Source organism: Bradyrhizobium sp. Ec3.3, assembly GCF_000472925.1.
In the GTDB taxonomy this organism is placed as follows: Bacteria; Pseudomonadota; Alphaproteobacteria; order Rhizobiales; family Xanthobacteraceae; genus Bradyrhizobium.
In genome coordinates this window covers 146,141-159,886 of the sequence record NZ_AXAS01000016.1, presented here as the reverse complement: position 1 = coordinate 159,886, position 13,746 = coordinate 146,141, and the positions used below count along the sequence as shown (strand labels likewise).

Annotated in this window: 13 protein-coding genes; 7 read left to right on the top strand and 6 right to left on the bottom strand. The window is 63.3% G+C overall.

The window, feature by feature from the left end; translation table 11 throughout:
* Positions 1-17 precede the first annotated feature (17 nt).
* From YUU_RS0118575 to YUU_RS0118555, 5 genes are all read left to right on the top strand, one after another.
* Positions 18-749 carry an SDR family oxidoreductase gene (locus YUU_RS0118575; protein ID WP_027523754.1) on the top strand — a complete coding sequence of 244 codons (732 nt, stop codon included), beginning with the start codon at positions 18-20 and terminating at the stop codon, positions 747-749.
* Positions 750-819: 70 nt separating this feature from the next.
* Complete coding sequence (locus YUU_RS0118570) at positions 820-1,566, top strand: SDR family NAD(P)-dependent oxidoreductase (protein ID WP_027523753.1); 747 nt, start codon at positions 820-822, stop codon at positions 1,564-1,566.
* Between the two features lie 7 nt (positions 1,567-1,573).
* Positions 1,574-1,969, top strand: coding sequence for a GFA family protein (locus tag YUU_RS0118565; RefSeq protein ID WP_027523752.1), 396 nt, complete (start codon positions 1,574-1,576; stop codon positions 1,967-1,969).
* Positions 1,970-2,023: 54 nt separating this feature from the next.
* On the top strand, positions 2,024-2,704 hold the full coding sequence (locus YUU_RS0118560; protein ID WP_027523751.1) for a site-2 protease family protein: 681 nt from the start codon (positions 2,024-2,026) through the stop codon (positions 2,702-2,704).
* A 63-nt stretch (positions 2,705-2,767) separates the two neighbouring features.
* The gene (locus tag YUU_RS0118555) at positions 2,768-3,190 is read left to right on the top strand and encodes a hypothetical protein (RefSeq protein ID WP_027523750.1); all 423 of its coding nucleotides are present in this window, start codon (positions 2,768-2,770) and stop codon (positions 3,188-3,190) included.
* Here YUU_RS0118555 and YUU_RS0118550 read toward each other — a convergent pair.
* The 6 genes from YUU_RS0118550 to YUU_RS0118525 all read right to left on the bottom strand — a co-directional run bounded on the left by YUU_RS0118550 (position 3,178) and on the right by YUU_RS0118525 (position 8,999).
* Positions 3,178-3,996, bottom strand: a complete 819-nt coding sequence (locus YUU_RS0118550; protein WP_027523749.1) for an energy transducer TonB — start codon at positions 3,994-3,996, stop codon at positions 3,178-3,180. The genes YUU_RS0118555 and YUU_RS0118550 overlap by 13 nt on opposite strands.
* A gap of 11 nt (positions 3,997-4,007) precedes the next feature.
* The gene (gene exbD, locus YUU_RS0118545; RefSeq protein ID WP_027523748.1) at positions 4,008-4,478 is read right to left on the bottom strand and encodes a TonB system transport protein ExbD; all 471 of its coding nucleotides are present in this window, start codon (positions 4,476-4,478) and stop codon (positions 4,008-4,010) included.
* 3 nt (positions 4,479-4,481) lie between these two features.
* Complete coding sequence (gene exbB / locus YUU_RS0118540) at positions 4,482-5,432, bottom strand: tonB-system energizer ExbB (RefSeq protein WP_027523747.1); 951 nt, start codon at positions 5,430-5,432, stop codon at positions 4,482-4,484.
* On the bottom strand, positions 5,429-6,118 hold the full coding sequence (locus YUU_RS0118535) for a Fe2+-dependent dioxygenase (protein ID WP_027523746.1): 690 nt from the start codon (positions 6,116-6,118) through the stop codon (positions 5,429-5,431). The genes exbB and YUU_RS0118535 overlap by 4 nt, the downstream gene beginning before the upstream one ends.
* Positions 6,119-6,120: 2 nt before the next feature.
* Positions 6,121-8,529, bottom strand: coding sequence for a TonB-dependent siderophore receptor (locus YUU_RS0118530; RefSeq protein ID WP_027523745.1), 2,409 nt, complete (start codon positions 8,527-8,529; stop codon positions 6,121-6,123).
* Between the two features lie 230 nt (positions 8,530-8,759).
* Positions 8,760-8,999: a hypothetical protein gene (locus YUU_RS0118525; RefSeq protein WP_027523744.1), complete on the bottom strand. Its 240-nt coding sequence runs from the start codon at positions 8,997-8,999 to the stop codon at positions 8,760-8,762.
* Positions 9,000-9,401: 402 nt separating this feature from the next.
* Between YUU_RS0118525 and YUU_RS0118520 the strand changes: the two genes are divergently transcribed.
* Both YUU_RS0118520 and YUU_RS0118515 read left to right on the top strand, forming a co-directional pair.
* A complete protein-coding gene (locus YUU_RS0118520; RefSeq protein ID WP_027523743.1) occupies positions 9,402-10,574 on the top strand; it encodes an efflux RND transporter periplasmic adaptor subunit in 1,173 nt (390 codons plus the stop codon).
* Positions 10,571-13,714 carry a multidrug efflux RND transporter permease subunit gene (locus YUU_RS0118515; RefSeq protein ID WP_027523742.1) on the top strand — a complete coding sequence of 1,048 codons (3,144 nt, stop codon included), beginning with the start codon at positions 10,571-10,573 and terminating at the stop codon, positions 13,712-13,714. The genes YUU_RS0118520 and YUU_RS0118515 overlap by 4 nt, the downstream gene beginning before the upstream one ends.
* Positions 13,715-13,746 lie beyond the last annotated feature (32 nt).

Sequence of the window (13,746 nt, the reverse complement as noted above, 5' to 3'; positions counted from 1 at the left end):
GTGAGGAGAACAAGAAAATGGCAGACCGCCTCAAGGGAAAGCGCGCCGTTGTCACCGCCGCGGCGGCCGGCATCGGGCGCGCATGCGCAATCGCATTCGCGCGTGAAGGCGCAACCGTCATCGCCACCGACATCAATGAAGGTGGCATCGCCACTCTGGGCAAGGACGGCGTCGCCGAGACGGCAAGGCTCGACGTTCGCAATACCGCCGACGTCAACGCCTTCGCCAAGCGCACCGGCAAGATCGACATCCTGCTCAATGCGGCGGGTTTCGTGCACAACGGCACCATTTTGGACTGTTCGGAAGAAGACTGGGACTTCTCGTTCGACCTCAACGTCAAATCCATGCACCGGACCGTCAAGGCGTTTCTGCCGGCGATGATAGCGGGTGGTGGCGGCAGCATCGTCAACATCTCGTCGTGCGCAGCGCTGAGGCCGCCGGCCAACCGTTACGTCTACAGCGCGTCCAAGGCGGCGGTGTCGTTGCTCACGCGCGCGGTTGCGCTCGACTTCATCACGCAAGGCATCCGCTGCAACAGTATCTGCCCCGGCACCGTCGAGACGCCCTCGATGCTCGACCGCGCCGCCGCCGTTGGCCCACAGGGCAAAGAGATGTTCATCGCCCGCCAGAAGATGGGCCGGCTCGGCACCGCAGAGGAAATCGCGGCCATGGCGGTCTATCTTGGCAGTGACGAAAGCGCATTCACCACCGGCGTCGATCTCGTCGTCGACGGCGGCTTCATGCTCTGACTAATCCTCATCCCGGGGCGCGCGCCAGGGGCGCGCTCCTCACCATGAGAGTGCGAGGAAGGAGTTTTGCATGAACAAGATCGACCTCAACGGCCGCTGCGCGATCGTCACCGGCGGTGCGCAGGGCTTTGGCCGCGCCATCGCCGAACGCTTCGTCGCCTCCGGTGCCAAGGTCGCGATCTGGGATTTCGACTCAGGTCTAGCCGAGAAGACAGCCAAGGAAATCGGCGGCGACGTTCGCGTCTTCAAGGTCGACGTCGCCGACACGGCCGCAGTCGAGCAGGCCCATGATGCGACCCTCGCCGCCTTCGGCAGGATCGATATCCTCGTCAACAATGCCGGCATCGCCGGCATCAACAAGACGGTCTGGGAGACCGACCTCGAGGAATGGCGCAAGGTGCTGCGCATCAACCTCGACGGCCCCTTCATCTGCTGCAAGGCGATCGTGCCGACGATGCTCAAGCAGAAATACGGGCGGATCGTGAACATCGCATCCATCGCAGGCAAGGAAGGCAATCCGAACGCGGCGCACTACTCGGCCTCCAAGGCCGGCCTGATCGCGCTGACGAAGTCACTCGGCAAGGAGCTTGCCGCGCACGACATCCTGGTGAACGCCGTGACGCCGGCGGCCGCGAAGACCGCGATCTTTGAACAGCTGACGCAGCAGCACATCGATTTCATGCTGTCGAAGATCCCGAAGGGCCGCTTCGTGCTGGTGGAGGAACTCGCCGCGATGGTCGCCTGGCTCGCATCGGAAGACTGCGGGTTTTCGACCGGTGCGGTGTTCGATATCTCCGGCGGGCGCGCCACCTATTGAGGGCGTCATGACCAGAGAAGGCGGATGCCTGTGCGGCGCGGTTCGCTTCAAGACGGAGGGCGAGCCGCTTAACGTCCGCGTCTGCCATTGCCGCCTCTGCCAGAAGGCGATGGGCTCGCCGTTCTATGCCCGCGCGCTGTTCGAGCCGCGCGCGCTGACAGTCGAGGGCGAGACCGCGTTCTATCCGACATCTCCGGCCATCGAGCGCGTGTTCTGCAAGTCCTGCGGCACGCGGCTGTTCTCCCGCCGCACCAACGGCACTGCGACCGGTGTCGCGCTGGCCACTTTCGACGATCGCAATGCCTTTGCCCCGACCGAACACATCTGGGTGTCGGAGAAGATGGGCTGGGTCTGCATCGACGACGGCCTGACGCAGTACGAGGGAACGATCCCGGTAGCCTGAAGGTCACCGAATCCATGCTAGCGTGCGCCGGATGCATGAACCAAGGCGGCGCGCGTGAACATCTCCCTCTACGACCTCTCCGTCTGGGTGCTGCCGCTGGTGATCGCCATCACCTTCCACGAGGCCGCGCATGGCTTCGTGGCGCACCGTCTTGGCGACGATACCGCCTGGAAGCTCGGCCGGGTCAGCTTCAACCCGCTCCGGCATATCGATCCGTTCGGCACCCTGCTCCTGCCGGCGATGCTGCTGTTTGCGCATTCGCCGTTCCTGTTCGGCTATGCCAAGCCGGTACCGGTGAACTTTCGCAATCTCAACAATCCGAAGCTCGACATGGTCTGGGTGGCGCTGGCCGGCCCCGCGACCAACATCCTGCTCGCGCTGCTGGCGGGCCTGGCACTCCACGCCCTGCCTTTCGCGCCGGCAGGTTCGGCGCAATGGATCTTCGACAACCTCAGGAATTCGCTTCTGATCAATGCGGTGCTGGCCGTCTTCAACATGATGCCGATACCGCCGCTGGACGGCGGCCGGGTTGCGGTCGGGCTCCTCCCGCGGCCGCTCGCTCTGCCGCTGGCCCGGCTCGAGCCGTTCGGGATGCTGATCCTGATCGCCATCCTGATCCTGCTCCCCCTTGCGGGTTCGCAGTTCGGTCTAAATCTTGATGTTATCTCGGCAATACTGGGAACGTTGACCGGATATGTGATTAAGGCCGTTCTCTTCCTGACCGGCAACGCGTAGTTGAACCAGGACGAACCCAGAGAACCCGAAGGGCCCGAGGCCAACTTGGTCAAAGCTGCCGACATGCTGATCGCGCGACGAGCCGACACCCGCGCCCGCGCCGATTTCGCCACCTGGAAGATGATGGCCAAGCTTAACGGGTTGTCTGCGCTGCCTCCGGAAGCCCAGGAGTTCCTCGCGAGCTACAAGAAGCTGCTGGAGCAGACGAATGAGGACGAGGCCACCGAGGCCACCATCACCTCGGTCTACAAGGCGTACTATGCCGAAATGGGCGGAGCCGGAACTCCGCCTGATGTTCGTCCCCGGGCCAGCGAGCCCGTGAAGGACAATGTTACCGCCTTCCGCCGCCCGCCGCCCAAGCCGAAGAAAGCCGGCACGTTCGGGGTGACGGCGTTCGGCGGAACCGAGAAGCGGCCGCTGCCGGTGGCGCTGATCTTCGCCTGCCTGGTCGTGGTCTACGTCGCGATCCGCTATTACTGGCGCTGAGCCGATTTCTTCTTCGTCTCGCGCGGCGGGAAGGTGACGTCGAGCGTGCGCTCGAACTTTTCATCCGTCAGTCCTGCCGGCGGTTGCGGCACGGGATCCGAGCGACGGACCATCGAGACCGCCGCCGCATCGAAGGCATCGTCTCCCGAGGACTCCACCACATCGACCGAAAGCACGTTGCCTTTGCGGTTGAGGACCAGGGTGACCTTGACCTTCTGGGACTTGGGCTCCTTCCCCTCCGGGTAGACCTGGTGCAGCTTGAAATGCGCACTGATCTTGCGGTTCCAGTCGGCAGTCAGCTTCAGGATGTCCTTGCCGATCCCGAGCACCGGCGCCACGGCCTTCTCGGCCTCGCGCGCAGCCTCATCGAGCTTCTGCCGCGCCGTGGCTACCGATTGCGGCGATGCCTCGGCAGCCGGGGTCTCGATGGCCGCTACCTTCTGGCTCTCGTCGTCCGGCTTTTTCGCGTTGTTGTCGGTGACGATCCGGTCGGCATCGTCGACGTCCTGGTGCTGGTCCTTGGGAAGCTCCGTTTCCTTCACCTCGGCCTTTTGTTCGGGTATCGCCCGCTGTTCCTGCGAGGCATCGGTGTCAGGTCCGGGCGGAAGTTCGGACTCGGGCGCATCGGGCGAAGCCATCTCGACGGCGAATTCCGCACCGGCCGCACCCAGACCATCGTCGCCACCATCCGTCCGCAAATGCGCGAGCGCCAACGCCGCACCTCCCAGGTGGAGCGCAAGCGCCGCCACCGCGGCCAGAACCCACAGCCGCCGGGATGGTTTTGGTTCGGTCTCGAAACCGGACATAAGAACAGCCTCTAGGGCTTCGCAGAGTCTGCCGCGGGCGCCCCCGGAGAGGCCGGGACACCTTCAAGCGTCACCAGCTTCACCTTGGAGTAGCCACCCGAGCGCAACAACTCCATCACGCCCATCAGTTCGCCATAAGGTACCGTGCGATCGGCGCGCAGGAAAACGTACTTATCCTTGCCCATGTCCGACAGGCCGTCGAGCGAGGCGGCCAGGTTGGCACGCGTGACCGGGTTCTCCCCGATGGCAAGCGTCAAATCGGACTTGATGCTGACATAGGTCGGCTTGTCCGGCTTCTTCTGCGGTGTGGCAGTGGAGGTCGGCAGATCGACCGGCAGATCAACCGTCGACAAAGGCGCCGCAACCATGAAGATGATCAGCAGCACCAGCATGACGTCGATGAACGGCGTGACGTTGATCTCATGCGTCTCGGAGAAGTCCGCATCGTCATCGAGATCGTTGTCTGCGATCGAAGCGCCCATCGCCTACTCCGCCGCTGTGCGCGAATGAACGCTGCCGTGGCTGCGGTCGAGGTCGCGCGAGAGCAGCCGCGCCGCCGCACCCGAGGCGCGGCTGACGAGCTCGAGATAGCCCTTCGTCATGCGCGCGAAATGATTGTAGATGATGACGGCGGGGATCGCCGCGACGAGGCCGATCGCGGTCGCAAGCAGCGCTTCGGCGATGCCGGGCGCGACGACCGCAAGGTTCGTCGTCTGCGACTTCGAGATGCCGATGAAGCTGTTCATGATGCCCCAGACGGTGCCGAACAGGCCGACGAAGGGCGACGTGGCGCCGATGGTCGCAAGCACGCCCATGCCGATCCGGATCCGCCGCGACTCCGCGCGGGCGATCTCGGCAAAGCTCGAGGCGGCGCGTTCCTTGATGCCGGCGTCGCTGGAAATCCCCGCGGACGCCCGCGCCTCTCGCAGTGCGGCCGCAAGGAATGACGGCAGGATGCCTTCCTTGGCACCAAGCGCAAACTGGGCCTCTGCCAGCGAGCGTGCGTCGGCGATCTTCTTCAGAGCCGCGCGCACCCTGCCCTGTGCCAGCGTCAGCTCGATCGATTTCGCGATGAAGATGGTCCAGGTGACGAGGGAGGCGAAGGCGAGCCCGATCATCACCGCCTTGACGATGATGTCCGCCGACATGAACATCACCCAGGGCGACAGCTCCTTCATCACAGGCGCAGTCGATTTCAGCGTGCGGCCGGCATCAGTCGACGCAGCAGCCTCGGCCGCAGGCGCCATGGGGGCAGCCGTCGCCGCAGGCGCTGCGGCTGGTGGCGCCGCCGGAGTGGCGGCCGGCTGCGATGTGGCTGGCGGCGTTGCCGCCTGCTGCTGTGCCGAAACGGGGACTGCGAGGGCGATCACCGCGAGCATCACGGCTGCGGCAAGGCTTGCTCGGCAAAGGCTCGCTCGGAAAGTTGTGGTCTTCATACTTCGGCCCAGTAGCGAATGAGGTTGTGATAGATACCCGTCAATTTGACCGTTTCGGGGTCGTCGCGTCCAAGCCGCTGCGCCAGCGCCTGAACGGCGGTATCGAGGTCAAAGATCAGGCTGCGGGCTTGATCATCCCGTACCATGCTCTGCAGCCAGAAAAAAGACGCCACCCGCGCGCCCCGCGTCACCGGCGTGACGAGATGCAGGCTGGTCGAGGGGTACAGCACGCAGTCGCCGGCCGGCAACTTAACTTCGTGCGAACCGTAGGTGTCCTCGATCACGAGTTCGCCACCGTCATATTCCTCCGGTTCGGCGAGGAACAGCGTGACCGACAGGTCGGTGCGGATGCGAAGGCCGGTCAGGCGATCGCCGCGGATCGCGTTGTCGACGTGCAGACCGAAATGGTGCCCGCCGCTCGCCGCATAGCGGTTGAACAGCGGCGGGAAGATCTGGAGCGGGATCGCCGCCGCCAGGAAGCGCGGGTTCGACGTCAGCGCCGAGATGATGCGGTTGCCGAGCTTGCGCGCGACGTCGCTGTCCGGTGGCAATTGCTCATTGCGCTTGACCATCGCCGACTGCGCACCCGCCGTCGAACGGCCGTCTTCCCACTCGCTCGCATCCATGATGCGGCGGAACTCCGCCACATCATCCTTGCTCAAGACGCCGGGTATGCAGGTCAGCATGATCAGAACTTGGCCGTCGTGACCAGATAGAACGCCCGTCCCGGCGCGACGGCCACGAACGGCACGGCGCTGCGATAAAGCGTGTCATAGTAGAGCTTGTTGGTCAGGTTCTGCGCGTAGAGCTTCATGGTCCAGTTCTTGTCGATCTTCTTTTCGACGAACGCGTCGAAGCGCCAGTAGCTCGGCAGTTCGTTGCCGGTGTTGGCCGCAAACGTGCCGCCATAGACCTTGGAACGATACACCGCCTGCCCGCCGAGCTCCCAACCGTCGTCGAACTTGTACTTGGTGAGCATGCTGAACGACTGGTGGGCGACGTTAGCCAGCTGGAGGCCAATGTTGGAGGCGATGCCGCTCTGCGTGACCTTCGACTGCATCAGCACCAGGCCGCCGAAGATGCTCCAGCGGTCCGTGATCTTGCCCTCGGCCTCGATGTCGATGCCCTGGATGCGGTAGGCCGCGCCCGAAGTCAGCAGGCCGTTGACGGTCTCGCGGGCGTTGTCCTTCGTGGTCTGGAACAGTGCACCCGTCACGAGCAGATGGCGGTCGGCGAGTTCCCATTTGGTGCCGATTTCGGCCGCCTTGTTGAGCTCGGGGGCGAGCAGAATAGCCGTGTTAGCCGGAACGCCACCGTAATCGGTGCCGGTTGCGTCAAGCTCCGACCCGAACGGATTGGCCGAGGTCGCATAGGCCGCGTAGATGCTGCCGATCGACATCGGCTTGTAGAGCAGGCCTACGTTGTAATTGACGAGATCGGCATTCTGCTTGAGATAAGCCGAGTTTGTCGAAGAGCTTTGGCTGTAGCCATCATAGCGGACACCGCCATTGACGATGATGGTGTCCTGCCAGTTCGCGGTGTCCATGACGTAGACGCTGCTGGTGTTGACACCATAACGCGTCGGGTTTCCAACCAGCGACGGCGTGCCGAAGCCGGAGAGAAAAGTGTACTGAGGGGAATAGAGATTGACGTTCTGGACGGCGCCGTTGCTCGTTGAGCCGCCGCCGAACAGTTCCGAGGAGAGACCGGTGTAACGGTCGATCGAGATGTTTTCGTTCGCATATTCGACGCCGAACACTGCGGTGTGCTTGACCCCACCGGTGTCGAGCTTGAACGTGGCCTCGTTCTGGTTGGCCCACACGTCCACGTTCTGGTAGCGGCTCTGCGCACTGGCCGTGGTCGTCCAGAGCAGCGGATTGACGTTGGTCGTATTCGGGTTCTGCGGCAGCGTGCCGATATAGTTCAGCAGCGAGTGCTCGCCGCGAACCTTGCTGCTCAGCGTGATGGCTTCGTTGACCTTGTACTCGATCGTGCCGGTGCCGAAGTCCTGCCGCGCGGTCTGGAAGTCGCGGTTGACGAAGCCGTACCAGTTCTGGCGCGGAATGCCAGCCTCGGTGACCGGCACATTGCCCTGCTTGTAGTAGGGCACGCCGAAATCCGGCAAACCGCTGAGATCGGTGTGGACGTAGTTCGTCGTGATCTTGATGTCGTTGGTCGGGGTGTACTTGGTCGAGACGAAGGTACCCCAACGATTGTCGGTCACGTAATTGCGGCCGGCGACGTTGGCATCCTGGAACAGGCCGCCGGTGCGGACCGAGAAAGTCGGGTCGATGACCTGGTTGACGTCGAGCGTAACGCGCTTGGTCATGTCGGTGCCGAACTCGGTATCCATCCGCTTGAAGTTCGCGTCGCCGGCCTGCTTCGTGACGATGTTGATGGCGCCGCCCGCAGTGCCACGACCGGCATAGGACGAAGCCGGTCCGCGCAGGATCTCGATCTGCTCGGTGAAGAAGTTCTCGCGGATGCTAACGGCGGGATCGCGAATGCCGTCGATGAAGACGTCGTTGCGCGCATCGAAGCCGCGGATGAAGAAGCGATCGCCGAATGCGTTGCCGCCCTCGCCGGAGCCCAGCGTCACGCCGGCGGTGGAGCGACCTATCTCCTTCAGCGTCGTGGCGTTCTTGTCCTCGAGCACTTCCTTGCTGAGCACGGTGATGGTCTTCGGCGTGTTCAGAATCGGCTCGGGAAACTTGCCCGAGGCCTGCACGTGATCGACCTTGTAGGGAGCTGCCGGATCGGCATAGGGATCGCGGTCCGGCGCGCCTGCGCTCTGGGACGGCGCAGCTGCGGTCTGTTGCGCCTGCTCGCGCTGCGCCGCGCGGCGAAGCGCATTGCGCGCACGAATCTGCTCCGGCGATGGCTTCGAGGCGGCAGGCCGCGGGCGCTCGACTGGCGCATCGACGCTGACGGGGGGAAGATTCGACTGCTGCGCCTCGGCGGCGCCCGAGAACGATGCCACCGCGATCAATCCGGCAACGGCTGATGCCGCCTTGCCAGAGCCGCCTTCGAACCTTTCGTCGATGAAATCGATTGCCGCGAACGATCGCAGCGACTTCGGTGCAACCACCTGCCCCATTACCACACGCCCCATTTTCATGATCGCTCATGCGCGTCATTCGCGATGAACGTTGGGCGTTGGTATCGGCCACAAAATATGTGGTCAATGCGGGCAACCCGTGAGAACGCTTTGAATACTTCCAGATCAAAACGATTCTAATCTGGAGTTTGAAATCGTTCTAAGGAGCTAGTTTGTAAGCGTTCTAAAGAACTGAAAAACTGCGCCTCGTGATCTCGGAGTTTGCAGCATCAATCGCTGCTCGGCGGCTTCATCAGCGAGAACAACTCGTCGACGGTCGCTTGTGCGACCGAACGGACGCCATCGGTGTTGTCCATGCCGGCGATGTTGACGCCCTTCACGACGGCTTTGATCTCGTCGCGAAAGTCGGTCAGGAAGCGCAAGGGATCGCCCTGCTCGTTGGCGACGCGCGCGATCAGGCCCGTGATCAGAATCTGACATGCGATCATCTTGCCGTTCAGTTCGTCCATCGTGCGCTCCCGTTGTGCGGGCGCTGATATGGACGACGTCGCATGGGCTGACAACGGAAACACGGCGCAATCAATTTAGAACCGTTCTGGCTCGGACGGCGCGACTGCATCCGAAGGTCTTGGCCCGTCAGCGCCGCTTCGGATTGCGCACGCGGCGTGCGAGCATCGCGAAACCTTTGCACGTTGATCGATGCTGGTGCCCAACAGGCTGCCCAAGAGAACGGCTGTTCACGATGTGCGCACGCAGCCCGGATCGGATGCAAAGCTTTCCGATTGTTTAGGATTCTCAAGCGACAGTGTTGTTTACACTGGAACTTGGCGTGTATTATACAGGCTGCCGCCGGAACTCTTTCAGAGACCCATAATTCAACCTTTGGGCAAGCGAGCCGATACGAAGCCGATATGAAAAAGTCGCGGCCGATTCTGTGGTTTTCCCTCATCGCAGCCGTGGCCGTGGCAGGCTACTTCGGCTGGCAACGCTTCTATGGTCCGGACGCCGCCAAAACCCAGACCGCGCAGAAGGGCCCGCCGCGGCCGGTCGCAGTTCCTGTCACCATCGCACCGGTCCAGCAGGCTGATTTCCCGGTCTATCTGACCGGGCTCGGGACGGTTCAGGGCTTCAATACCGTGCAGGTCCGGACCCGGGTGGACGGCCAGATCGACAAGATCGCCTTCACCGAGGGCCAGATCGTCAACCAGGGCGACCTTCTGGTCGAGATCGATCCCCGCCCCTTCCAGGCCGTGCTCGACCAGGCCAAGGCCAAGAAGCAGCAGGACGAGGCGAACCTCGCCAACGCCAATCTCGACCTCCAGCGCTATACCAAGCTCGGTGAATTCGCGACCCGGCAGCAGACCGACACCCAGCGCTCCACCGTCGCCCAGCTCACCGCGCAGATCGCAGCCGACGAGGCCGCGATCTCCAATGCCCAGACCCAGCTCGACTACACCCAGGTCAAGTCGCCAATCACGGGCGTCGCGGGCCTGCGCCAGGTCGATATCGGCAACATCGTCAACGCCTCCAGCCAGACGGCGATCGTCTCCATTGCCCAGATCGAACCGATCACGGTGATCTTCACTGCGCCCGAGGACCAGTTGCCTTATATTAATGAGGGCCAGAAGGCCGGCGCGCTCAAGGTGATCGCGCTGACGACCGACGGCAAGAAGACGCTCGCTGAGGGCAAGCTCGCCGTCATCAATAACCAGGTCGACACGAGCAGCGGGACTATTCGGCTGAAGGCGGTGTTCGACAACAAGGACCACACGCTGTGGCCGGGCCAATCGGTCTCGACGCGCCTTCTGGTGCGGACGCTGAAGGACGCTACCGTGGTCCCCGACGACGCGGTCCAGCATTCGACCAACGGTCTCTACGCCTATACGGTCAATCAGGAGAACAAGGCTGAACTGCGCAAGCTCAAGGTCAGCTACTCCATCGATGGACGCTCGGTGATCGATGAAGGACTTAGCCCGGGACAACAAGTGATCACCGGCGGTCAGTTCAAGGTGCAGCCTGGAAGCCTCGTCTCTACGGCGGTCGCAAGTTCGACTCCGGGCCAGAACAAGGTTCGACAGGAATGAACGACGGCGGGATTTCGGCACCTTTCATCCGTTATCCCATCGGCACATCGCTGCTGATGGCCGGCATTCTCTTTGTCGGCCTCGTCGCCTACCCCCTGCTGCCGGTCGCGCCGCTGCCGCAGGTCGACTTCCCGACCATCCAGATCACCGCGAACCTGCCCGGCGGCAGCCCGGAGACGATGGCCTCCTCGGTCGCCCAGCCGCTGGAGCGCCAATTCGCGCAGATTCCCGGCATCGCCCAGATGACATCGACGAGCTATCTGGGCACAGCCTCGATCACCATCCAGTTCGACCTCAATCGCAGCATCGACGGCGCCGCCAACGACGTGCAGGGCGCCATCAACGCGGCCAGCGGCCAGTTGCCGAAAAACCTGCCCTCGCCGCCAACCTATCGCAAGGTCAACCCGGCGGACTCGCCGATCCTCCTGCTGTCGGCGACGTCCGAGACGCTGCCGCTGACCACCGTCAGTGACGCAGTTGACGCCCAGCTCGCCCAGCAGATCAGCCAGATCTCCGGCGTGGCGCAGGTGTTCATCGGCGGCCAGCAGAAGCCGTCGGTTCGCGTGCAGATCGATCCGGCGAAGCTGGTGGCCAAGGGCCTGTCGCTGGAAGACGTGCGCAGCCAGATCGCGATCACGACGGTCGACAGCCCCAAGGGCAATATCGACGGCGAGAAACGGGCCTATACCATCTACGCCAACGACCAGCTGCTCCAGTCCAAGGACTGGAACGACGTCATCATCGCCTATCGCAACGGCGGGCCGCTGCGAATCCGCGATATCGGCCAGGCCGTCACCGGTCCCGAGGACGCCAAGCAGGCGGCCTGGGCCAACGGCAAGCGCGGCGTGTTCCTGGTGGTGTTCAAGCAGCCCGGCGCCAACGTCATCGAGACGGTCGACCGGATCAAGGCAACCCTGCCCCGGCTGGTGGCCGCGATCCCGCCGGCGATCAAGATCGAGCTGATCAGCGACCGCACCACGACCATCCGCGCCGCGGTCGAGGACGTCCAGTTCACGCTGCTTTTGACCATCGTCCTGGTGGTCATGGTCATCTTTATCTTCCTGCGCAGCTTCTGGGCGACCGTCATTCCCACCGTCACGGTTCCGCTGGCGCTGCTCGGCGCATGCGCCCTGATGTGGGTGTTCGGCTATTCGCTCGACAATCTGTCGCTGATGGCCCTCACGATCGCGGTCGGATTCGTCGTCGACGACGCCATCGTGATGCTCGAAAACATCACGCGCTACATCGAGAACGGCGATTCTCCCCTCGCCGCCGCCTACAAGGGCGCCAAGGAGATCGGCTTCACCATCGTGTCGATCAGCATCTCGCTGGTCGCGGTGCTGATCCCGCTGCTGCTGATGGGCGGCATCATCGGCCGCCTGTTCCGCGAATTCGCCGTCGTGCTCGCGATGACGATCTTCGTCTCGATGTTCGTGTCGCTGACGCTGACCCCGATGATGGCCTCGCGCTTCCTGCGCGCCCATGGCGAGGTGAAGCACGGCCGCTTCTATCAATGGAGCGAACGCGCCTTTGACGCGATGCTGCGCGGCTATGAACACATTCTCGACCTCGCCTTGAGCTGGCGCCGCACCACGCTCACGATCTTCTTCGCCACGCTCGCCCTGTCGGTCTATCTGTTCATTCTGATCCCGAAGGGTTTCTTCCCGCAGCAGGACGTCGGCCTGATCACGGCGACCTCCGAAGCCTCGCAGGACATCTCCTTCAAGGACATGGTGCGGCGGCAGGAGGAACTCGGCAAGATCATCATGGCCGATCCCGACGTCGCCAGCGTCGCCATGGCGATCGGCGGCAGCGGCCGGGCCGGCAACAACGGCAACCTGTTCATTACGCTGAAGCCCCGCAACGAGCGCGAGGCCTCGGCGCAGCAGATCATTGCGCGGCTGCGTCCGAAGTTCGACAAGGTTGAAGGCGCTCGCCTCTACATGCAGGCAGCCCAGGACGTTCGACTCGGCGGCCGGCCGACGCGCACCCAATTCGAATTCACGTTGCAGGACGCCGACCTCGGCGAACTCAATGACTGGGCGCCCCGAATCCTCGCCAAGATGCAGACGCTGCCGGAGCTACGCGATGTCGCGACCGACCAGCAGACCCAGGGCACCACGGTTCAGCTCAAGATCAATCGCGACACCGCCTCGCGCTACGGCATCCAGCCGCAGTTGATCGACGACACGCTCTACGACGCGTTCGGCCAGCGCCAGGTCACCCAGTACTTCACGCAGCTCAACAGCTATCACGTGATCCTGGAGATCCTGCCGGAGATGCAGGGTAACCTCGACAGCCTGAACAAGCTGTACCTGAAATCGCCGCTAACGGGCGACCAGGTGCCGCTCTCGACGTTTGCGACCTGGACGACCGATCCGGTGCGCCCGCTCTCGATCAGCCATCAGGGCCAATTCCCGGCGATCACGATCAGCTTCAACCTCGCACAGGGCATGGCGCTGGGACAGGCCACGGAAGCCGTGCAGAAAGCGATGGCCGATCTCGGCGCGCCGGCGACGCTGAATTCGAGCTTCCAGGGCACCGCGCAGGCCTTCCAGCAGTCGCTCGGCACCGTGCCGCTGCTGATCCTGGCAGCCCTCGTCGTGGTCTATCTGATCCTCGGCATTCTCTACGAGAGCTACATCCACCCGATCACGATTCTCTCGACCCTGCCTTCGGCCGGCGTCGGCGCACTCGCGATCCTGATGGCGGCCGGGTTCGACTTCAGCCTGATCGCGCTGATCGGCATCATCCTGCTGATCGGCATCGTGAAGAAGAACGGCATCATGATGGTCGACTTCGCGATCGCGGCCGAACGCGATGAGCACAAGACGCCGGCGGAATCGATCCGCCAGGCCGCGCTGCTCCGCTTCCGCCCCATCATGATGACGACGATGGCGGCCCTTCTCGGCGGCGTGCCGTTGATGCTCGGGCACGGCACCGGCGCCGAAATCCGCCAGCCGCTCGGCTATGCCATGGTCGGCGGCTTGATCGTCAGCCAGGCCCTGACCCTGTTCACGACGCCCGTGGTCTATCTCTATCTCGACGAGCTCTCCAACTGGTTCTCCGGCTGGGGCCGTTCCAAGCAGAGCGAACCCGAGACGACCGAACACGGCGCGGTCAAGGAAGCGGCCGAGTAAGCAAGCGTCGCAATTCCAATTCCGGCACGTTT